The sequence below is a fragment of the Gandjariella thermophila genome (genome assembly GCF_005405885.1).
Lineage (GTDB): Bacteria > Actinomycetota > Actinomycetes > Mycobacteriales > Pseudonocardiaceae > Gandjariella > Gandjariella thermophila.
Map to the genome: position 1 here is coordinate 145,260 of NZ_BJFL01000006.1, position 20,812 is coordinate 166,071.

19 protein-coding genes are annotated in these 20,812 nt (G+C 69.5%); 6 read left to right on the top strand and 13 right to left on the bottom strand.

The annotated features are described in order from the left end of the window. The first annotated feature begins 36 nt into the window (after positions 1-36). Both FFT21_RS09055 and FFT21_RS09060 read left to right on the top strand, forming a co-directional pair. A complete protein-coding gene (locus FFT21_RS09055; protein ID WP_137813331.1) occupies positions 37-1,701 on the top strand; it encodes a DNA repair helicase XPB in 1,665 nt (554 codons plus the stop codon). A gap of 51 nt (positions 1,702-1,752) precedes the next feature. Further along, a complete protein-coding gene (locus FFT21_RS09060; RefSeq protein ID WP_225978238.1) occupies positions 1,753-2,415 on the top strand; it encodes a JAB domain-containing protein in 663 nt (220 codons plus the stop codon). A 7-nt stretch (positions 2,416-2,422) separates the two neighbouring features. On the opposite strand, the gene FFT21_RS09065 is transcribed toward FFT21_RS09060, so the two are convergent. Next, positions 2,423-2,584, bottom strand: a complete 162-nt coding sequence (locus FFT21_RS09065; RefSeq protein ID WP_225978239.1) for a hypothetical protein — start codon at positions 2,582-2,584, stop codon at positions 2,423-2,425. Between the two features lie 324 nt (positions 2,585-2,908). Between FFT21_RS09065 and FFT21_RS09070 the strand changes: the two genes are divergently transcribed. Both FFT21_RS09070 and FFT21_RS09075 read left to right on the top strand, forming a co-directional pair. Further along, positions 2,909-3,814 carry a helix-turn-helix domain-containing protein gene (locus FFT21_RS09070; RefSeq protein ID WP_137813332.1) on the top strand — a complete coding sequence of 302 codons (906 nt, stop codon included), beginning with the start codon at positions 2,909-2,911 and terminating at the stop codon, positions 3,812-3,814. Beyond that, entirely contained in the window at positions 3,771-3,971 is a 201-nt protein-coding gene (locus FFT21_RS09075) for a DUF397 domain-containing protein (RefSeq protein WP_137813333.1), read from the top strand. Before FFT21_RS09070 ends, FFT21_RS09075 begins: the two co-directional genes overlap by 44 nt. 53 nt (positions 3,972-4,024) lie before the next feature. Here FFT21_RS09075 and FFT21_RS09080 read toward each other — a convergent pair whose 3' ends face one another. The 5 genes from FFT21_RS09080 to hsdR all read right to left on the bottom strand — a co-directional run bounded on the left by FFT21_RS09080 (position 4,025) and on the right by hsdR (position 10,732). Next, positions 4,025-5,170, bottom strand: coding sequence for a restriction endonuclease subunit S (locus FFT21_RS09080; RefSeq protein ID WP_192909444.1), 1,146 nt, complete (start codon positions 5,168-5,170; stop codon positions 4,025-4,027). After that, positions 5,167-6,645, bottom strand: a complete 1,479-nt coding sequence (locus FFT21_RS09085; protein WP_225978240.1) for a class I SAM-dependent DNA methyltransferase — start codon at positions 6,643-6,645, stop codon at positions 5,167-5,169. The genes FFT21_RS09080 and FFT21_RS09085 overlap by 4 nt, the downstream gene beginning before the upstream one ends. 46 nt (positions 6,646-6,691) lie before the next feature. Further along, positions 6,692-7,594, bottom strand: a complete 903-nt coding sequence (locus FFT21_RS09090) for a nucleotidyl transferase AbiEii/AbiGii toxin family protein (RefSeq protein WP_225978241.1) — start codon at positions 7,592-7,594, stop codon at positions 6,692-6,694. Continuing rightward, positions 7,591-8,184, bottom strand: a complete 594-nt coding sequence (locus tag FFT21_RS09095; protein ID WP_137813336.1) for a type IV toxin-antitoxin system AbiEi family antitoxin domain-containing protein — start codon at positions 8,182-8,184, stop codon at positions 7,591-7,593. Before FFT21_RS09095 ends, FFT21_RS09090 begins: the two co-directional genes overlap by 4 nt. Positions 8,185-8,257: 73 nt before the next feature. Continuing rightward, on the bottom strand, positions 8,258-10,732 hold the full coding sequence (gene hsdR / locus FFT21_RS09100; RefSeq protein ID WP_137813337.1) for an EcoAI/FtnUII family type I restriction enzme subunit R: 2,475 nt from the start codon (positions 10,730-10,732) through the stop codon (positions 8,258-8,260). 196 nt (positions 10,733-10,928) lie between these two features. Between hsdR and FFT21_RS09105 the strand changes: the two genes are divergently transcribed. Beyond that, entirely contained in the window at positions 10,929-11,891 is a 963-nt protein-coding gene (locus FFT21_RS09105) for an o-succinylbenzoate synthase (RefSeq protein WP_137813411.1), read from the top strand. Between the two features lie 51 nt (positions 11,892-11,942). Here the strand turns inward: FFT21_RS09105 and FFT21_RS09110 are convergent, their stop codons facing one another. The 7 genes from FFT21_RS09110 to FFT21_RS09140 form a co-directional block, all read right to left on the bottom strand. Then, entirely contained in the window at positions 11,943-12,647 is a 705-nt protein-coding gene (locus FFT21_RS09110) for an SRPBCC family protein (RefSeq protein ID WP_137813338.1), read from the bottom strand. A 102-nt stretch (positions 12,648-12,749) separates the two neighbouring features. Continuing rightward, a complete protein-coding gene (locus FFT21_RS09115) occupies positions 12,750-13,604 on the bottom strand; it encodes an FAD binding domain-containing protein (protein ID WP_137813339.1) in 855 nt (284 codons plus the stop codon). Then, positions 13,601-16,051: a xanthine dehydrogenase family protein molybdopterin-binding subunit gene (locus FFT21_RS09120; RefSeq protein WP_137813340.1), complete on the bottom strand. Its 2,451-nt coding sequence runs from the start codon at positions 16,049-16,051 to the stop codon at positions 13,601-13,603. The genes FFT21_RS09115 and FFT21_RS09120 overlap by 4 nt, the downstream gene beginning before the upstream one ends. A gap of 34 nt (positions 16,052-16,085) precedes the next feature. Next, complete coding sequence (locus FFT21_RS09125; RefSeq protein WP_137813341.1) at positions 16,086-16,616, bottom strand: (2Fe-2S)-binding protein; 531 nt, start codon at positions 16,614-16,616, stop codon at positions 16,086-16,088. 216 nt (positions 16,617-16,832) lie between these two features. Beyond that, positions 16,833-17,963 (bottom strand): XdhC family protein, encoded by a 1,131-nt coding sequence (locus FFT21_RS09130; RefSeq protein WP_137813342.1) that lies wholly within the window; start codon positions 17,961-17,963, stop codon positions 16,833-16,835. Next, the gene (locus FFT21_RS09135; RefSeq protein WP_137813343.1) at positions 17,956-19,077 is read right to left on the bottom strand and encodes a vWA domain-containing protein; all 1,122 of its coding nucleotides are present in this window, start codon (positions 19,075-19,077) and stop codon (positions 17,956-17,958) included. Before FFT21_RS09135 ends, FFT21_RS09130 begins: the two co-directional genes overlap by 8 nt. A gap of 42 nt (positions 19,078-19,119) precedes the next feature. Continuing rightward, on the bottom strand, positions 19,120-20,016 hold the full coding sequence (locus tag FFT21_RS09140; protein WP_137813344.1) for an AAA family ATPase: 897 nt from the start codon (positions 20,014-20,016) through the stop codon (positions 19,120-19,122). A gap of 126 nt (positions 20,017-20,142) precedes the next feature. Between FFT21_RS09140 and FFT21_RS09145 the strand changes: the two genes are divergently transcribed. Further along, positions 20,143-20,364 (top strand): PspC domain-containing protein, encoded by a 222-nt coding sequence (locus FFT21_RS09145; RefSeq protein ID WP_137813345.1) that lies wholly within the window; start codon positions 20,143-20,145, stop codon positions 20,362-20,364. Positions 20,365-20,812: the final 448 nt, after the last annotated feature.

Genomic DNA, 20,812 nt, shown 5'->3' on the forward strand with positions numbered 1-20,812 from the left:
GGGTGTCCGGACATCCACGGGAGGAGTTCGTACCCGGTGACGACCGACGGCCCGCTGATCGTGCAGTCCGACAAGACGCTGCTGCTCGAGGTCGACCATCCGCTCGCCGACGAGGCGCGGGTGGCGATCGCGCCGTTCGCCGAGCTGGAGCGGGCGCCCGAGCACGTGCACACCTACCGGGTCACCCCGCTGGCCCTGTGGAACGCGCGCGCCGCCGGCCACGACGGCGAGCAGGTGGTGGACGCGCTGGTCCGGTACTCCCGGTACCCGGTGCCGCAGCCGCTGCTGGTCGACATCGTCGACACGATGGGCCGGTTCGGCCGGCTGCAGCTCGCCAACGACCCGGCGCACGGGCTGGTCATGGTGTCGCTGGACCGCGCGGTGCTGGAGGAGGTGCTGCGCAACAAGAAGATCGCCCCGATGCTCGGCGCCCGGCTGGACGACGACACGGTGATGGTCCATCCCAGCGAGCGCGGCCGGCTCAAGCAGGCGCTGGTCAAGATCGGGTGGCCGGCCGAGGACCTGGCCGGCTACGTGGACGGCGAGGCGCACCCCGTCTCCCTGGTCGAGGACGGTTGGCGGCTGCGCGAGTACCAGCGGCAGGCCGCGTCCGCGTTCTGGGCCGGCGGGTCCGGCGTGGTGGTGCTGCCCTGCGGCGCGGGCAAGACGCTGGTCGGCGCGGCCGCCATGGCGGAGGCCCAGGCCACCACGCTGATCCTGGTCACCAACACCGTCGCCGGCCGGCAGTGGAAGCGCGAGCTGGTCGCCCGCACCTCGCTCACCGAGGAGGAGATCGGCGAGTACTCCGGGGAGAAGAAGGAGATCCGGCCGATCACCATCGCCACCTACCAGGTGATCACCCGGAAGACCAGGGGCGAGTACCGGCACCTGGAGCTGTTCGACTCCCGGGACTGGGGCCTGGTCATCTACGACGAGGTGCACCTGCTGCCCGCGCCGGTGTTCCGGATGACCGCCGACCTGCAGTCCCGCCGCCGGCTCGGGCTGACCGCCACGCTGATCCGCGAGGACGGCCGGGAGGGCGACGTGTTCTCGCTGATCGGCCCGAAGCGGTTCGACGTGCCGTGGCGGGACATCGAGGCGCAGGGCTGGATCGCGCCGGCCGAGTGCGTCGAGGTCCGGGTCACCCTGACGGAGAGCGAGCGGCTCGGCTACGCCACCGCCGAACCGGACGAGCGGTACCGGATCTGCTCCACCGCGCGCACCAAGCTGCCCGTGGTCCGGGCCATCCTGGACCGCCATCCCGGCGAGCCGACCCTGGTCATCGGCGCCTACCTGGAACAGTTGGAGGAGCTGGGCACGGCGCTGAACGCGCCGATCGTCCAGGGCTCCACCCGCAACAGGGAGCGCGAGGCGCTGTTCGACGCGTTCCGCCGCGGCGAGATCCCCACGCTCGTCGTATCCAAGGTGGCCAACTTCTCCATCGACCTGCCCGAGGCGTCGGTCGCCGTCCAGGTCTCCGGCACCTTCGGCTCCCGCCAGGAGGAGGCCCAGCGGCTCGGCCGGCTGCTCCGCCCCAAGGGCGACGGCCGTCAGGCGCACTTCTACTCGGTGGTCTCCCGGGACACCCTGGACACCGACTACGCCGCGCACCGGCAGCGGTTTCTCGCCGAGCAGGGCTACGCCTACCGCATCGTGGACGCCGACGACCTCCTCGGCCCCCGCCTGCCCGGCCTCGGCTGAACCCTTATCCCGGCGCGGCAATTTGTCGTACCCCGGCGCTACGGTCCGCGCGTGGGACTGATCGCCGATCTGCCACCCGGTGAACGGCCGCGCGAGCGGTTGTTCGCCGCAGGCCGCGCGGCTCTTGCCGACCGCGAGCTGCTGGCCTTGCTATTGGGTACCGGCAACAAAGGCGGAATAGGTGCCCACGAACTCGCCGAACGCCTACTGACGAGATTCGGAACGCTCCACCAACTTGTTCGGGCACACCCGGCCGATCTGCTGGCGGTACCCGGTGTCGGACCCGCCAAGGCAGCCGCGCTGCTCGCCGCCTTCGAGTTGGCACTGCGGTCGGCGACGTCCACTCCGCCGGCCAGCATCCGAAGTACCGAAGACATCGCCAGGTTGGTCGCACCGCTGCTGGCGAACCAAAACAGAGAACTCCTCGTCGTCGTGGTGTGTGACAGCGGCAACCGAGTACTGGGGGTGGAGCCCGTCGGCACTGGCTCGGCGGAACGGGTCTCGCTACCGGTGCGGGAGGTGCTCGTCGCCGTGCTCCGCAGGGACGGGCGCTCCTTCGCCCTGGCGCACAACCATCCGGGTGGTGATCCGACACCGAGTGCCGAGGACGTCGCCGGAACCCGGCGCACCGCCGACGCCGCGAAGGCATCCGGTCTCCGACTACTCGACCACGTGGTCATCGCCGGTGCTCACTGGCAACGCGTGACGTTCTGACCTCCACTCAGTCGGCGCACGGTCCTGAGACCACTTCGTCCACCCACAGCACCCGAGCCCGGATCAACGGCGCTTCGCTGAACACCACAGGGACCATCTCGGACGACTGCAGGCTCATCCGAAAGTTGCCTTCCACGCCGATCACCTCGACGTAATCCTCGAAGGCCATCCCGCGACCCGACCGTCCACCCGCTCGCCGAAGTCCTCCACCACGGCGAACAGGCGCGGCGCGTGGTTGGCGACCATTGCGCGGACGAGTTCCCCGTACCTCTCCTCGCTGAAGCGCGGCGCGGGAACCTCCGTCGGTGCCCCCGAAGCGTCTGCCGTCATGATCCCTCCCGACCCCGCCGGCCACGTCCGACGACGGGCCGAACCGATTCCGATGGCCGCTGACACTATTCGCTGACATCAAAGATCGGCGACTACACGATCAGGTGATCTTCTTTGATGTAAGAAGCTCACGGCAGCGATCACCCAGATCGAGGAGGTCCACATGGCTGGTTCGTCGGCACCGCTACGCAGGCTCGGTGCGGAGTTGCGCAGGCTTCGGGAAGCGACCGGACGCACGCAGGCGGACGTGGGCGGTGCCATCGGCCGCACCCACGCCACCATGGTGAACTGGGAACTCGGCAAGACGAAGATCAGCAAGTCGGACCTCGTCTGCCTGCTGGCCGAACTGCGTGCGCCGACCGACGTCCGCAAGGACCTCGAACGCCTACGTGATGAGATCAACCAGACCAGCGGCCAGTGGGCCACCTACGGTCTCCCGGACTGGCTGCGCCCGCTGTTCAGCTTCGAACAGGACGCCACCGCGGTGACCACCTTCGAGCCGACCCTGATCCCCGGCCTGCTGCAGACCGAGGACTACGCAAGGACCATCCACATTGCCGGGCCGCACATCACAGCTCCGCCGTTCGTGGAGCGCTGGGTCGCCGCGCGGATGCAGCGCCAGCAGCGACTCGCCGGAAAGAACGCCATCAAAGTGCATGCCTTGATCGCTGAATCCGCCCTTCGACTGCAAGTCAGTGGTCCAACGCTGATGGTCGCCCAGTTGCGGAAGGTGCTCGAGGTCGCCCGCCGCAGGAACGTGACGGTGCAGGTCGTGCCCGCTGAGCGCGGGGCGCATCCGGCCGTGCACAGCAACATGACCGTGCTGCACTTCGCCGACGCACGCGCCGACCCGCCGCTCGGCTACTTCGACGGTCCGTTGGGCGGCTACCTGATCAGCGACCCGGGTGACGTGGCGTCAATGATCAGCATGCTGGACGACGTGCGCCGGGTGGCGCTTGCTCCGCATGAGTCGACGGACATGATCGCTGCCATACTTGAGGAGTACCAGAAGAAAGGCGGCGATGATGGCGGAGACGTCCGCGACGAGGTGGCGCAAGTCCAGCCGTAGCAGCTCTGGCGGCAACTGCGTCGAGCTAGCCCTCCTTCCCGGCGGCCGGATGGCTGTCCGGGACAGCAAGTGCCCCCAGGCCGGCACGTTGGTCTTCCCCTCAACGACGCTGACGGCCCTGCTCACCAGCGCCAGGAACGGCCAGCTCGACCTCTGAACCCGGACCCTCCGAGGGCTGAGACCGATCGTGGGCCACAGCCCTCGTCACGCCTACAACTCCCCGCCGAACGCCGCGTTCAACAACGACGGCCGCAGCGCCGCTTCCAACTGACGCCGCTGCTCGATTAGGCTGCCAAGCCGGTTCCGCACCTGGTCGAGACGGTCAGCTATCTGATACTGAACATCGATCGGTGGAACTGGAACCATGATTCTTTCAAAACTCGCCTGCGAGAGAGTCCGATTACGATCGGCCGAGCCGGGTGAGGCCGCCCCTACTTGCGCCAAACCCTCTTCACTCAGCAAGTAGTGACAGAGGAAGCGGACGTCGATTTCTACCGAACGGCGAGGAACATAGAACAGGAATCGATTCGACGCAACGAGGTCCGTATCATCCTTGGTGGTCACCGAGATCGCCCCTTCCCACGCCTTGATGTTACTCAGCGCAAGCGCGCGACTCGGAAACTTAAAGTAGCGCAGCTTACTCAAATCAGCACCACGCTTTTTCGGATAGCGAATGATCCCCTTTCCAAAGGAGCGCATACCCATGTATCGGTACTCATGCTCAGGATCCACCTCTATCGGATAGCGCTCCAGCTCGACCAACTCACCGATAGCCCTCTTGGAGTACTCGTTTCCGAACAGCACCCTGGACATGGCAGGAGCAATGCTTCGCTCCAAACTGTCCCGCTTCTTGCCAATCGCGAGCATTACATCCAAAAACCGGTCCAATATGGCAGCTATGCGTCGCTGCTCCTCCAGCGAAGGAAGCGGGATCAGGAAGTTATCGATCGTTCGCGGCGACAAAGTCTGATTACGCTTGACGCTGCCAGTACTACCCTTACGAAGCAGCGCCATGCCGGGATCGCTCATAAAGAAATAGGAAACGAAGTCGAGGTCGACTTCAGTCGAAATGGGCCTGTAACTGAGGAAGCGCTGGGAGCCAACCGTCCCCTGCTCGTTGGGCCCGGAACGGGCTACCGCGCCTTCCCATGCCATAATGTTACTGAATATTATTCTATCGGGGTAAACATGGTAGTACTTGAGCTTACTAAGATCTTCCCCGACGACGGGCCCTCGATGAAAGATCCCTCGGCCAAATGATTTGATACCGATCTGAACATACCGCTCTGTTGGGTCAACCACGAGAGGAACGCGCTCTAGTTCAAAAACCTCCCCAAACCGCACCAGCCTAATCACCGGGTGGCCTCCAGGGATGACTGGAGTTCGGCGAGAATGGCGAGGATCTCATGTTCGGTCTCGATGAGTTCCTTAACCAGCTCGTGCGGTGGCCGGTGGGCGAGGTCGTCGCCACTGCTGGGGTTGGGAACGTCGAGGTTGAAGCCCGCCTCATGAAGCTGCGTGGCCGACACCATCCAGGCCCGATCGTTCTCGACGCGCCCGTCGCGTCCACGCCCGCCCCACCACGCGGTGCACTCGGCGAACTCTTCGAAGCGCATCGGCTTCGTCTTGGTGTAGCGCTTGCTCCCAGCCGGCGGAACGATCTCGTAGAACCACACGTCTCGGGTTGCCCAGCCCCCGATGTCGTGGATCTGCTCTGCCTTGCGACCGTCGGCGCGCTTCTCGAAGAACAACAGATTGGACGGGATCGAGGTGTAGGGCGCGAATACTCCGTCCGGCAACCGCACCACGGTGTGCAGGTTGCATTCCTTGAGCAGCCGCTCCTTGATCCTGGTGCCCACGCCCTCACCGAACAGCACACCATTGGGGAGCACGATTCCACAGCGACCGCCCGGCTTAAGCTTGTCCAGGATCGCGGTGAGGAAAAGCCACGCAGTTTCGGCCGTCTGGTACTTCTTGGGAAACGCCTTGACTACGTCTGGGCTTTCCGCACCGCCGAAGGGTGGATTGGTGACCACGACGTCGACCTGGGTAGCTGGTGAGGCGCTCTGGCGAAGCAACGCAAGCGCGTTGCCGGACTCTACCTGGGGCACATCCACCCCATGCAGGATGAGGTTCATCATCGCGAGCAGGTAGGGCAACGGTTTCTTCTCGATGCCGCGGATGGACCGCTCGATGTCGCGTCGCTCGCGGACCGACTCGGCCCGTTCCATACCAAGGTGCTCAAGTGTTTCCACCAGGAATCCGCCCGTTCCGGCGGCAGGGTCGAGCACCGTCTCACCAGGCCGGGGGTCCACCTGCTGCACAATGAATTTGGTCAAAGGCCGGGGCGTGTAGAACTCTCCGGAGTCGCCGGCCGCATCGCGGACCTCCTGCAGCATCGACTCGTACAGCTCCGCCATCGCGTGCACGTCTTTACTGGAGGTGAAGTCGACCTTGTTGATCTCGTTGAGCACTTCGCGGATCTGGTACCCGGAGCGCATCCTGTTCTCGACGCCCTGGAAGACGTGGCCGATCTTGCTGGCGAGGTCGGCGCTGGTGCTGGTGTCACCAAGCGCGCGCAGGCGCGGCAACAGGTCGTCGTTGATGAACTCGACCAACGGTTCGCCGGTGAAGCGATCGTTCCCGGCCCACGTCCGCCAGCGGTAGTTTTCCTGAAGCAGCGGCTGGTAGTCGGGACGCTCGACGGGCCACTCCTGTTCCTTGTCGTCGAACGCCTTGAGGAAGAGCATCCACGAGAGCTGCGGCAGGCGGTCCAGGTCCCCATTCAGGCCCGGGTCGGTGCGCATCAGGTCGCGGATACGTTTGATCACCGACCCCAGCCGTTGCCTAGGGGCCGCGGGTTCCTGCTCTGTAGCCTTACGACGAGCCAATGCCGTCCTCCTCAAGTTCATTGGCGAGCGCGTGTCGCCAGTGTGTGGCGACCAAGGCGTGGGCGTCGGCGACGGAGAGCCCGGTCCGTCCGATCTCGGCAGCGTTGTGCGCGAAGGGCTTCTCCCACGCTGTCGGCGGACTGGCCAACTCCCTCGGGACGGTGTGCGTGCCCCTGATCTTGAAGACGTGCCGCACGGCCTGACACAGCTCACGATCGGCCGGAACGCCGTCCTCAATGAGGATCACCAGGTCGGCCAGGTCCTTGACCCTGGTCGAGGTGCCACTGATGTAGGTGCGGGTCAGCGCGTGCAGCTTCTCGGCGAACTGCTGACGCAGATCCGTCACCAGTACCTCACGTGGCGGGATGCCGGCGAAACCCAGCAGGTCAGGGAGCAGGCGCCGCTCCACCCCGTCGATCTCTTCCGGCCGCGCGACGATGTCCAAACGCTGCTCGGTGAACCGCTTGCCTGCTAACTGCGACTCGATGGTGAACCGCCAGGCAGGCCGACCGTAGGCGTCATCCCGCAGTCGCGTGCCGGGCCGGACACCGAAGACGAACCACTCGCCGTCCACGTCGTCGAGCAGCGCTTCCAACAGGAACTCCCGCACCTCTTCGGGGTTTTCTGGGTCGGCCACGGCGCCATCCTGCAGCACAAGATCGACATCGCGGGTCGCCCGCGCCTGACCTGGGCGGCGGAGTTCGACTGCCATACCGCCCTTGAGCACACAGGCGTCGGGAGCGTTGGCCGAGAGCCGAGCGAGGATCCGGGTGAAAACCAGGCGCCGACGCAACCACTGTAGGTCGCGCCCGGTTTCGACGGACTGCTGATTCAGCCGTGACTCGATAGCCGCGCGTAGCGCCGTGGGCGACCGGTAGCGCATGCTCATTCATCCACCGTCCGCAAAGCGCGCTCTACGCCCAGTTCGGCACGGTCACCAAGAGCCGCCGCAGCATCGCGGAGCCTGCGCCGCGTCGTCCTCCCCTGTTGAAGGGCGTCGATCACAGCACTGGCGAGCAGTTCGTCCGGCATCGCCTCGGCGGCACACTCGGCGATCGCGCGGGGCACCGTGGTGACGGTGTATGCACCACGGTCCTCCCGGTACTCCGGTGGCGTCACCACGTGGTGCAGCACCACGAAGTCCGACTTGCGCCGGAAGCCGGGCGGCACGGAGAGGTGAACCTTCGCAGGATCGACGTCGCCCAGGTTGTGCGCCGCCAGTGCGCTCTGGTGGCTGACCACCGCCTGTCCCTTCGCCCACAGCCACGCCCGCACCAGGTGGTCGTCGTCGGACACCGGCCACTCGCGGAGCCGGAAGAGACCGCGCTCCACCCGGATCCAGTTGCCGTGATCGACGTGGAACTTCTGGTTCTGGTAGGTGCAGCCGAGGCGCAGTGCCTGCGCCGCGGTGAAGTAGCCGTGCTGACGCGCGGCAACCTCGGCGACCGCACGGCGGCGGTCCTGTCGCGACGTTCGCACCGGACGATCATACACGGCGGAAAACTACATTGTTATAGTAGTTTTGAGCATCAAGATCGTCAAAAACTACAAGTCAGCCAGCCCGGAACAGGCGCCGACCTAGGTCATCGATGGCTTCATGGAGCTGTTCCGCCCCGCCGAACACCCGTGCGATCTCCAGGACGCTGCCGCGCTCGGACAGCGGCGCCGTCCTGAGAGCACTGGTCGACAGGTCGTCGATGCCATGGGCAGCGTACTTGTCCAGGATGGTCGTCAGGACCTGACGGGCCTCGGGAGACAACCCATCGAGGTACTCGCGCTCGCGCGCGGTGAAGCGCGCGACGCGTTCCCGGCGCGACATCAGCGGCCAGTCCCACGCGAGGTAGAGCAGGAGGTCGATCGGATCGCAGTCGGGCTGGTGCAGGCGGACGCTCAATTCGTCCACATCGAACAACAGCGCATCACCGAGAAGTTCGCGCAGTTCCCTGCGGCCCCTGACGGTTGCCCACTGTTCCAGCAGTTCGGCCGGTCCCTGGCCGAGGGCCTGCGCGCGCTGGCGCACCCAGCGCTCCAGCCGGACGGGACGTAGACCGCCGTCGACGGCGTCCATGATGTAGAGCTGTTCGCCGACCAGGTGCACGTCATAGCCGTCGACCACGTGCTTCCGAGAACGCCGGGTGATGTCATCGATGGCATCGGGATCGCGCACCACCTCGTCGTGGCCAGGTTCGCCGCCGTCCGGAGGAAGCTCTCCGGCGTCCTGCTGCTCGTACTCCGGTTCGGGCTCGGCCAGTTCCGGTTCGTCATCGACCTCCAGCGGCTCCGGGACGTTCTCCTGTGGCTCGGTGCCGTCGACGTCACGCACCCGAACCGGTGGCCCATCGAAGTTCGGGTCCTCGAACTTCCGGGTGGCGCCGGTGAAGTCGATGATGGTGAAGTACTCCTTGCCCGAGTCCGGGGCGAGCCTGGTGCCTCGACCGATGATCTGTTTGAACTCGACCATCGACTCGATCCGTCGGAACAGCACGATCGTGCGCACGGTCGGTACGTCCACGCCGGTGGACAGCAACTGCGAGGTGACCGCGACCACCGGCGTCGGGGAGTCCTCGCGCTGGAAGTCGTCCAGGAGTTCCACTCGGTCACGCTCGTTGGACGTGATGCGCACGACCCACCGACCGTTGTAACGCCGCATGAGGTCGGAGTTCAGGTTGACGAGTTCCTCGCGCATCCGGGCGGCGTGTTCCTGGTCGACGCAGAATATGATCATCTTCTGCGCCTCACCGGTGCGGCGCAGGTACTCCGTCAGGTACCGGGCGACTTCCCTGGTGCGTTCTGGGAGGACGAGTGTTCGCTCGAACTGGGCGAGGCCGTAGGTGCCCGCCGGGACGAGCTGACCGGCCCGGTCCACGGTGCCTTCCGGGATGTCCACACCGTCGATGTCCCGGTCGAGGCGTGCCCGGATTACCTCGAACGGTGCGAGGAAACCGTCAGCGATGCCATCACGCAGGCTGTAGGTGTAGATCGGTGCGCCGAAGTAGCCGATGGTGTCTCGGTCGCCCTCCTGGACCGGCGTTGCCGTCATCCCCAGCTTGACCGCCGTTTTGAAGTGGTCCAGGACCTCGCGCCAAGAGGAGGACGCCGAGGCGCTGCCCCGGTGGCACTCGTCAACGATCACGAGGTCGAAAAAGTCGCGCTCGAACTCCTCGAACAGCGCCGAGCGTTCCTCACCACCCGCGTCGAGAGCCTGATAGAGGGCGAAGTAGAGGTTCTTCGCCTTGCTGACGTTGCCCCTGATCCTCGTGACTGGCCCGTCCTCGCCGTCACCGAACATTGGGCGGAAATAGTCCCGCAGCGGCTGGGTCACCAGGACGTCGCGGTCGGTCAGGTAAAGGACTCGCGGCCGAGGTTCTTGGTGACGTGCACCTCGAGGCCAGTGGTTCTTCCACAGCACGTACACCAACTGCGCGGCCAGGGCCGTCTTGCCGGTGCCCGTGGCCATTACCAGCAGCAGCTTGCGGTCGCCAGCGGCAATCCGCCGGAGCGTCCGCTGTAGCGCGACATGCTGGTAGTAGCGCGGCAGCTTGGGGTTACCCCGCATGTCCTGGGCGTCGCGGCTGTACGGGGTGGTGAAGAAGCGGATCGCCAGGTCAGAGGCGAGTTCAGACGCTTCGCGGTAGTAGTCCCACACCTCGTCAGGCGACCGGAAACGAGCGACGTGACGTTCGGTCTGCCGGCGCATGTCGATCTCGATGATCTCGTCGCCGTTGGTCGCGTATGCGAGCGGCACGTCCAGCTTCTGCGCGTAGCGGCGAGCCTGCTGGACGCCGTCCCGGACGTCCTTGATCGAACTTTTGCATTCCACCACGCAGATCGGGTGACCGGCGTGCAGCAGGGCGAAGTCGGCCCGCATCGGCCTATCCCGCCGCACCCTGCCCTGCACCACCGTGCGCGGCTCCCCGGTGATCGGGTACTCCTGCCGCCACGTGTGTTCGCTCCACCCGGCGTCGCGAAGCCGGGGCACGACGTGGTTGCGGATTGTCATGGCTTCGGGCCGCGGCAGCTCCGGCACCGTCTATCGCCCCTTCCGTAGATCAGCAGTAAGGGTGCCAGGGATCATCGGCTCGGGTGAAGGAGTCGTTACGCCAGCGCGATGGATGGGGCGCCGAGTGTCAGCGCCACCACCCTGAGGCACCAGATGCGGTGCGCCGACAGGCCAGTGGGACGATCGCCTCGTGGCGGACTCACGGCTGGACACGGTCGGCACCGTGGCGGTGTACGCGGTGCCGATGCGGGACCGGTTCCGGGGGATCACCGTGCGGGAGGGGGCGCTGCTGCGTGGCCCGGCCGGTTGGGGAGAGTTCTGCGCCTTCGGTGACTACGACGACGCCGAGTGCGTGCCGTGGCTGGCCTGTGCGCTGGAGTCGGCGCGCGGGGACTGGCCGGCGCCGGTACGGGACCGGGTCCCGATCAACTGCACGGTGCCCGTCGTCCCGCCGGAGCGGGCGCGGGAGATCGTCGCAGCGTCCGGCTGCCGCACGGCCAAGGTGAAGGTGGCCGACCCCGGGTCGTCGATCGCCGAGGACTGCGACCGGCTCGCCGCGGTGCGGGACGCCCTGGGGCCGGGCGGCCGGGTGCGGGTGGACGCCAACGCGGCCTGGGACGTGGACACTGCGTTCCGGGCCATCCGGGATCTGGACAGGGCGGCCGGCGGGCTGGAGTACGTGGAGCAGCCCCGCCGGACGGTCGAGGAACTGGCCGAGGTGCGCCGCCGGGTGGACGTGCGGATCGCCGCGGACGAGTCGATCCGCCGCGCCGAGGACCCGCTGAAGGTAGCGGTGGCCGGCGCGGCGGACGTGGCGGTGCTCAAGGTCGCGCCGCTCGGTGGGGTGCGCCGGGCGCTGGCGGTGGCCGAGGCGTGCGGGCTGCCCTGCGTGGTGTCCTCCGCGGTGGAGACCAGCGTCGGACTGGCCGCCGGGCTGGCGCTGGCCGGCGCGCTGCCTGAACTGGACTTCGCCTGCGGGCTGGGCACGCTGTCCCTGCTGCGCGCCGACGTGGTGGCCGAGCCGCTTTGCCCGGTGGACGGCTGGCTGCCGGTGCCGCGCGGCGCGCCCGCCCCGGACGGCGCGTTGCTGGACGCCGTCACCGCGGACGAGCCGACCGCCGCCCGCTGGCGGGACCGGCTCGCCCGGGTGGACGCCCTCATTCGCGGTTCGTATTCCGCGGGCTGAACGGGGGATTCCGAGGCGCTCGAAACCGCGTCCAGCCCGCGGAATGCGGGTTCAGCCGCGGTTGCGGAGGACGAAGTAGACGATCAGTGCGAGGGCGATCACCCCGACGACGGGAAGCACGCGCTTGAGGACCGGACCGGCGGCGGTGCCGAGCAGGTTGAGCGCCTCCGGCTCGGCGGCGGGCTGCTGCGCCTGCGGCGCGCCGCCGGACCCCGCGGTTTCCGCGCCGGCCTTCCCGGCTCCGGTGGTCTCGGCGGACTCGCCGGCCGGCTCCGCGGTGGCCGACTCGGCGGCGGTCTGTCCGGCGACCGGCTCCGGGGCCAGCCGGGCGGCGAGGTTGGTCGCGAACGTGTTGAGGATCTTCCCACCCACGTCGGTGATCATGCCGCGGCCGAGTTGGGCCGGCCGGCCGGTGATGCTCAGGTCGGTGGTGACGTTGGCCGTGGTGCCCGAGCCGTCCGGGCGCAGCTCCACGGAGACCGTGGCCGAGGCGGTGCTGTTGCCCCGCACGTCCTTGCCGGACGCCTTCATCACGGCCTTCCGGTTCTGCTCGTCGGTCTCCACGAACTGGCCGGAACCCTTGTAGGTCAGGTTCACCGGGCCGAGCTTGACCTTGACCGAGCCGTCGAACTCGCCGCCCTCCACCCGTGACAGCGTTGCGCCCGGCATGCACGGGGCGACGAGCTCCGGATCGAGCAGCGCCTTCCACACCACGTCGATCGGGGCGGGCACGCTGAACTGGTGCTCCAACTGCATCGTCTAACGACCTCCTCCGCACGCGCCGGCCGTGCCCGGCACCCCGTCACCGGGGCGCCGGGCACGGTCCGCGGGTGGTACCGAGCCGGTTGGTGGAAACGCTCAGCCGGCCGCCGCAGCGGTCACCGCCCGGCTGGTGAGCACCTCCACCAGGTGACGCCGATAGTCTGCGTCGGCGTTGGCGTCGGTGACCGGTTGGGTGCCCTCCGCGGCGTGCTGCGCGGCCGCCCTGATCGTCTCAGCGGTGGCCGGCCGGCCGATCAGCGCCTCCTCCACGCCACGCGCACGCACCGGGGTGGACGCCATGTTGGTCAGCCCGACCCGCGCCTCGGCGATGCTGCCGCCGTCGACCCGGACCGCGGCCGCGACCGCCACGATCGACCACGCCTGAGCCACCCTGTTGAACTTCTCGTAGTGCGCGCCCCAGCCACTGAACTTGGGCACCCGCACCTGGACCAGCAACTCGTCCGGGGCCAGCGCGGTGGTGAAGTAGTCGACGAAGAAGTCCTCCGCCGGTACCGTGCGCCGGCCGTTCGGCCCGGCCACCACCATCTCCGCGTCCAGCGCCAGCGCAGGGGCGAGCAGGTCGCCGGCCGGGTCGGCGTGCGCGAGCGACCCGCCGAACGTGCCGCGGTGCCGCACCTGCGGGTCCGCGACCGTGTCGGTGGCCAGCGCGAGCAGCAGCGCGTGCTGCCGCACCAGGGGGTCACGCTGCACGTCGTAGTGCGTGGTCATGGCCCCGATCACGAGCCGGTCGCCGTCCTCGTGGACGCCGCGCAGCTCGGCGATCCGGCCCAGGTCGACCACGGTGGACGGCGCGGCCAGCCGCATGCGCAGCACGGGCAGCAGGCTCTGCCCGCCGGCGAGCACCTTGGCGTCCTCACCGGCCTCGGCCAGCGCCCGCACCGCTTCCTCCACGGTGGACGGTGCAACGTAGTCGAACGCCGAGGGGATCACTGGTCACCTCCGTCGATGGAGCCGAGGCCACCGCCGGCTTCCGCACCGGTGGCCATCTCGGTGGGCGCCGCCCCGGCGCCACGATGGATGGCGTGCCACACGCGCATCGGCGTGCACGGCATGTCCACGTCGTTGACGCCCAGGTGGCGCACCGCGTCCACGACGGCGTTGACCACCGCCGGCGTGGAGGCGATCGTGCCCGCCTCGCCGACGCCCTTGACACCCAGCGGGTTCGTGGTCGCCGGGGTCTCGGTGCGCGCGGTGGTGAAGGTGGGCAGGTCCGCCGCGGACGGCACCAGGTAGTCCGCCAGCGTCGCCGTGGTCAGCGTGCCCATCTCGTCGAACACCGCCTCCTCGTAGAGCGCCTGGGCGATGCCCTGCGCCAGGCCGCCGTGCACCTGGCCCTCCACGATCAGCGGGTTGACCACCTTGCCCACGTCGTCCACGCAGACGTAGGAGCGGATCCGCACCCGACCCGTCTCGGTGTCCACCTCGGCCGCGCACAGGTGGGTGCCGTGCGGGAAGGAGAAGTTCTCCGGGTCGAAGGTGACCTCGGCGTCCAGGCTGGGTTCCACGCCCTCGGGCAGGTCGTGCGCGGCGAACGCGGCGAGCGCCACCTCCTGGATCGCGGTGCCCCGGTCGGTGCCGCGCACGGCGAACCGGCCGGCGGTGAACTCCAGGTCGTCCTCGGAGCATTCGAGAAGGTGCGCGGCGATCTTGCTGGCCTTCTCGATCACCCTGTCCGCGGCCATGGCCGCCGCGACCCCGCCCACCGACAGCGAGCGGGAACCGTAGGTGTCCATGCCCTTGTGCGCGGACTGGGTGTCCCCGTGGATCACCTCGACGTCCTCGAACGGCACGCCGAGCTTGTCCGCGATGATCTGGCTCCACGCCGTCTCGTGGCCCTGGCCGTGCGGCGAGCTACCGGTGATCACCTCGACCTTGCCGGTGGCCAGCATGCGGATCGCCGCATGCTCCCAGCCGCCCGCCCCGTAGGACAGCGAGCCGAGCACCCGGGACGGGGCCAGCCCGCACATCTCGGTGTAGGTGGACACGCCGATGCCGAGCTGCACGGCGTCCCCGCGCTCCCGGCGTTCGGCCTGCTCCCGGCGCAGCGCCTGGTAGTCGAACAGCCGCTTGGCCTCCTCGGTGGCCGCCTCGTAGTTGCCGGAGTCGTAGGTCAGCCCGGCCACCGTGGTGTACGGGAACTCCTCGTGCTTGATCCAGTTCTGCTCGCGCACCTCCAGCGGGTCCTTGCCCAGCTCGGCGGCCAGCTCGTCCATCATCCGCTCGATGGCGTAGGTGGCCTCCGGCCGGCCGGCGCCCCGGTAGGCGTCGGTCCACGTCTTGTTGGTGAAGACGTTGGTGCAGCTGAACCGGTACGCGGGCAGCTTGTAGATGGCGTTGAACATGAACGCGCCGAGAATCGGGATGCCCGGGGTGACCAGGCCGAGGTAGGCGCCCATGTCGGCGAGCAGGTCGACCTTGAGGCCGAGCAGGGTACCGTCCCGCCGGGCGGCCAGGGTGAGCCGCTGGATCTGGTCCCGGCCGTGGTGCGCGGAGACCATGCTCTCCGAGCGGCTCTCCGTCCACTTCACCGGACGACCGATCCGCCTGGCGGCCAGGAAGGTCAGCACCTCCTCGGGGGTGACCTGCAGCTTGCCGCCAAACCCACCGCCGACGTCCGGCGCGATCACCCGGATCTTCTGCTCCGGTACGCCGAGCGTCATGGCCAGCATCAGCCGCAGAATGTGCGGCACCTGGGTGGCCGACCACATGGTGATCTGCTCGCCGGTCGGGTCGACCACCACCGAGCGGGGTTCCATGAACGCCGGGATCAACCGCTGCTGCCGGAAGCGCCGTTCCAGCACCACGTCGCCGCGCTCGCGGGCCTCGGCGATCACCCGGTCCACGTCCTCGCCGGTGCCCGCCTCGCCGGAGTCGAACACCCACGTCGCGCACCTGTTGGTGCCGAGGTCCTGGTGGACCAGCGGAGAGCCGTCGGCCAGCGCGGCCTCCATGTCCAGCACCACCGGCAGGTCCTCGTAGTCCACGTCGATCGCCTCGACGGCGTCCCGCGCCTCGGCCGCGCTGCGGGCGACCACCAGGGCCACCGGCTCGCCGGCGAAGCGCACCTCGTCCACGGCGAGGGCGGGGTGCTGGGGCGAGGCCATGTCCGGGGTGATCGGCCACGCGCACGGCAGGCTGCCCTGCTGCTCGGCCAGGTCCGTGCCGGTGAGCACGGCGATCACGCCGGGCATCGAGCGGGCCGCCTCCGCGTCCAGGCGGGAGATCTTCGCGTGCGCCAGCGGGCTGCGCAGCACCGCCATGTGCAGCAGCCCGGGTAGCGCGATGTTGTCCGTCCACCGGGTCCGGCCGGTGATCAGGCGCGCGTCCTCCTTGCGGCGCCGGGGCCGGCCGAGTTCCGGTTCGATCGTCGCGGTCATGCTGCTACCGCCTCCCTCACGCGCTCGATCCGGCTCATTCCCCGCCTCCCACGGCGTGCGCGGTGGCGCCCTCGCTGACCCGCTCCACCTCGGGGCCGGCGCCGGGCCGCATCCGCTCGGCGGCGTCCCGCACGGCCCGCACGATGTTCTGGTAGCCGGTACACCGGCACAGGTTGCCCTCCAGCCCCTGCCGCACCGCGTCCTCGGTCGGCTCGGGGTTGTCGGCCAGCAGGTCGATCGCCTGCATGATCATTCCGGGCGTGCAGAACCCGCACTGCAGCGCGTGGTTGTCGTGGAACGCCTGCTGCACCGGGTGCAGTTGGCCGTCCCTCGCCAGCCCCTCGATGGTGGTGACCTCGCAGCCGTCGGCCTGCACGGCGAGCACCGAGCAGGACTTCACACTGTGGCCGTCGAGGTGGACGGTGCAGGCGCCGCAGTTGCTCGTGTCGCAGCCGACCACGGTGCCCACCTTGCCGAGCCGTTCCCGCAGGTACTGCACCAGCAGCATGCGTGGCTCGACCTCATCGCTGTACGTGACTCCGTCGACGGTGACGGTGATGCGCATGGGCCCTCCATGACGTGCCCGCGCGGTGCGCCCGCCGTATGAACCCGGGCGCCCGGCTCGGCTCCCACGGCAAGGCTCCCCACGCGTCGGTGACCGGACTCACACCGGAGCCTCCCCCTCATGGCGGCGTGGGACAAGTCCCGGAGGGCCCTCCGTGCTGTTCCAGATGGCGGAACAGCACACGGTAGCTCGGTCAGCGGCCGCCGGCGCGGGTGATCACATCACCCGATCGGGCGTGCGGTGGATCGGGCCTTCCAGCGTGGACAGCCGATCGCCACGGCCGCCCCAGCGCAGCGCGATGATCTCCGCGGCGATGGAGACCGCGGTCTCCTCCGGGGTGCGCGCGCCGAGGTCCAGACCGATCGGCGAGGACAGCCGGGCCAGTTCGGACTCGGTGAGCCCGGCCTCCCGCAGCCGCTTGAGCCGGTCGTCGTGGGTGCGGCGGGAGCCCATCGCGCCGACGTAGCCGAGGTCCAGCCGCAGCGCCACCTCCAGCACCGGCACGTCGAACTTGGGGTCGTGGGTGAGTACGGCGACCACGGTGCGGTGGTCCACCCGGCCGGCCTCGGCCTCGGCGGCCAGGTAGCGGTGCGGCCAGTCCACCACCACCTCGTGCGCGTCCGGGAACCGGCTGCGGGTGGCGAACACCGGCCGCGCGTCGCACACGGTGACCCGGTAGCCGAGGAAGGTGCCCATCCGCGCCATGGCCGCGGCGAAGTCGATGGCACCGAACACCAGCATCCGCGGCGGCGGCTCGAAGGAGTTGACGAACACCGCCATGCCCTCACCGCGGCGCTGCCCGTCCGGGCCATAGTGCAGCGTCCCGGTCCGGCCGCTGAACAGCATGCCGCGCGCGTCGTCCACGATCGCCGCGTCCGCCCGGTCCGAGCCGACCGTGCCGGCCGAGCGGTCCGGCCAGACCACGATCCGCCGGCCGATCCGGGCGGCGTCCGGGTGCTCCACCACGGTGGCCACCGCGACCGGCTCCTCGTCCCGCACCGAGCGGACCAGGTCGTCCAGTTCCGGGAAGCTGGGCCGGTCGATCTTCTCCACGAACACGTCCAGGATGCCGCCGCACGTCAGGCCGACGGCGAAGGCGTCGTCGTCGCTCACCCCGTAGCGCTGCAGCACGGGCTGGCCGCCCGCGACCACCTGCTCGGCCAGGTCGTACACGGCGCCCTCGACGCAGCCGCCGGAGACGCTGCCGTGCGCCGACCCGTCCGCCGCGACCAGCATGGCGGCGCCGGCCGGCCGCGGCGCGGAGCGGAACGTGGACACCACCGTGCCCAGGCCCACCGACTCGCCGGCCGACCACCGGCGGTGCAACTCGTCCAGCACGTCACGCACGGCGCACCTCCGAAAGCAACTCCTGCAGGGTCTGCACGCTGTGCCCGGCCAGCAGCCCGTCGACGTGCGGTAGCGCCACCCGGATCCCCGACTGAACCGGAACGTACCCGTCCCGCCCGGCGTGCGGATTCACCCACAGTACGGCGTGCGCCAGCCGGCGCAGCCGGGCCATCTGCTCGCCGAGCAGGCTCGGATCGCCGCGTTCCCACCCGTCGGAGAAGACCACGACCACCGCCTGCCGGGCCGCGCCGCGCTGGCCCCAGCGGTCCAGGAACGCCTTGATCCCCTCGCCGAGCCGGGTACCGCCGGCGAAGTCCGGCACCGCCCGCGCGGCCGCGGTCAGCGCGTGCTCCGGGTCCCGCTGCCGAAGCTGGCGGGTCAGCCTGGTCATCCGGGTGCCCAGGGTGAACGTCTCGGTGCTCGCCGGGGCCGCGCGGGTGACCACGTGCGCGAACCGCAGCAGCGCGTCCGCGTACGGACTCATCGACCCGGACACGTCGACCAGCAGCACCACCCGCCGCGGCCGCCGGGCCTTGTGTCGGCGACGCAGCCGGGCCGGCTCGCCGCCGGCGGCGAGCAGCGCGCGCAGCGTGCGGCGCGGGTCCAGCTCACCGCGGCGGGCCGGGCGGAGGCGCAGCGCGCTGCGCCGGGGCGGGTCCGGGCGGAGCAGCGCGATCAGCTCGCGCAGGTGGGCCCGTTCCGCGGGGCTCAGCTCGCCGATGTCCCGGTGTCGCAGCACCTCCACGTCGCTGGCTGCGGCGCGCAGCGGCGGCTGCTCCGCCCCCTCTCCGTCCCCGGACTCCAGCGGGGTCAGCGCGGCGATGCGCGGCGGCGGCTGGCGCTGCTGCGGCGCCGACGGCGACGGCCGGGACGTGGCCAGCCCGAACCAGGCGGCGAACCCGGCGTCGTAGCGGGGCAGGTCGTCCGGCTCGGCGCACAGCGTCAGCCGGCCGGCCCAGTAGAGCTGGCTGGGCTCGGCCGCGTCGAACTCGGCCACCGCACGCAGGTACGCCTGAACCCGTTCCGGCCCGCACCCGACGCCGGCGTCCCGCAGCGCGCGGGCGAACCCGACCAGCCCGGGCACGGGATCTCCGCCGTGATCCGCTGCACCCACATCGGCGATTGTGCTCCCGGCGGCGGCCGGTCGGCGAACCCGTCAGCGGGCGAGCACGGCGTCCAGCCCGGAGGCGAGCACCCGCTCGGCGTCCTCCCGGTACTTCAGCACGGTGCCGAGGGTGACCGCGGCGGCCTCGGTGTCCAGCTCGGTGCGGCCGAGCGCGGTCAGCGCCTCCGCCCAGTCGATCGACTCGGCCACGCCGGGCGGCTTGAGCAGCTCCAGCTCACGCAGCCGGCGCACCGCGCTGGCCACCTGGGTGGCCAACCGCTCGGTCACGCCGGGCAGCCGGCGGCGCAGGATGGCCACCTCGCGGGCCAGGCTCGGGTGCTCCAGCCAGTGGTAGAGGCAGCGGCGCTTGAGCGCGTCGTGCACCTCGCGGGTGCGGTTGGAGGTCAGCACGGTCAGCGGCGGCACCTCGGCGCGCACCTCGCCCAGCTCCGGCACGGTCACCGCGTTCTCGCTGAGCACCTCGAGCAGGAACGCCTCGAACTCGTCGTCCGCCCGGTCGATCTCGTCGACCAGCAGCACGCACGGGGACTGCTCCAGCGCCCGCAGTAGCGGCCGGGCGAGCAGGAAGCGCGAGGTGTACAGGGAGGACTCGGCCTCGTCCACGTCCAGCGTGCCGCCGGATGCCGCCTCCAGCGCGCGCAGGTGCAGCAGCTGGCGGGGAAAGTTCCAGTCGTAGAGCGCCTGGGCGGCGTCGATGCCCTCGTGGCACTGCAACCGGACCAGCGGCACGTCCAGCGCCTGGGCCAGCGCCACGGCGAGCGAGGTCTTGCCGGTGCCCGGCTCGCCCTCGCAGAACAGCGGCCGGTGCATGCGCAGCGCCAGGAACGCCGCCGTGGCCACGCCCTCGTCGGCCAGGTAGCCGACCCGCTCCAGCTCCGTGGCCAATTCGTTCGGGGACGACATCGGCGCCCAGCCCATTACCGCCATGACCTGACATCGTGGCCGACCGGGGAGCCTCCGGCCAAACCCGGAGCCGGGGCCGGCCCGGTCCTCAGGGGCGGACCAGGGACGTTCCCGATGTTGGCGGGACGTCCCGGCGCGCAGCCTGGAGGCATGGCTGACGACATCTTCAACCAGGCAAGCAACACGGTCCGGAAGTTTCGGCGCAGCCGGGACGACCGGATGATCGCCGGCGTCTGCGGCGGCGCGGCCGAACTGCTCGGCGTGGATGCCGCGATCCTGCGCGTGCTCATGGTCGGGGCGACGCTGTTCGGTTTCGGTGCTCCGGCACTGGTCTATCTCGTGTGCTGGATCGTGGTGCCGGAGACCAGCTAGCGCCGGCCAAGATTTTTTCGGCGGGACGTATCCACGGGGCGGCGGGGCGCCCCTGTCTCAGCGTCGGGCCAATCGCACGGCTGGGGGGCCTGCGGTTGACGGCGAGAGGGGACGACGGCGGGGCCCGGTACGAGGGGGCCGGGCCCTCGCCGTCGCTGTCGAGGGCGCGGATCGAGGACACCTTCGCCACGGTTGGGGGTGTGAAGGGGCCTCGGCGCGAGCGCGCCACGACGCTCGCGTAACCGCGCGGATCGTGGGCGGCGTGGGCCGAGGGGGAGCCCACCCGCCCACGATGCCGAATCGGGCCGGTTCGGCCAGTTCCGCCACGTTCCTTCCGCCTTCTCCGCCGCCTTCTGCGCCCGTTTCGGGGCTGTGTTAGGCCATCTGGCGCCATTCACACAGACATTAAGGCGATCTGTATCTCGTCCCTTCAGGCGTACTCCTCTTG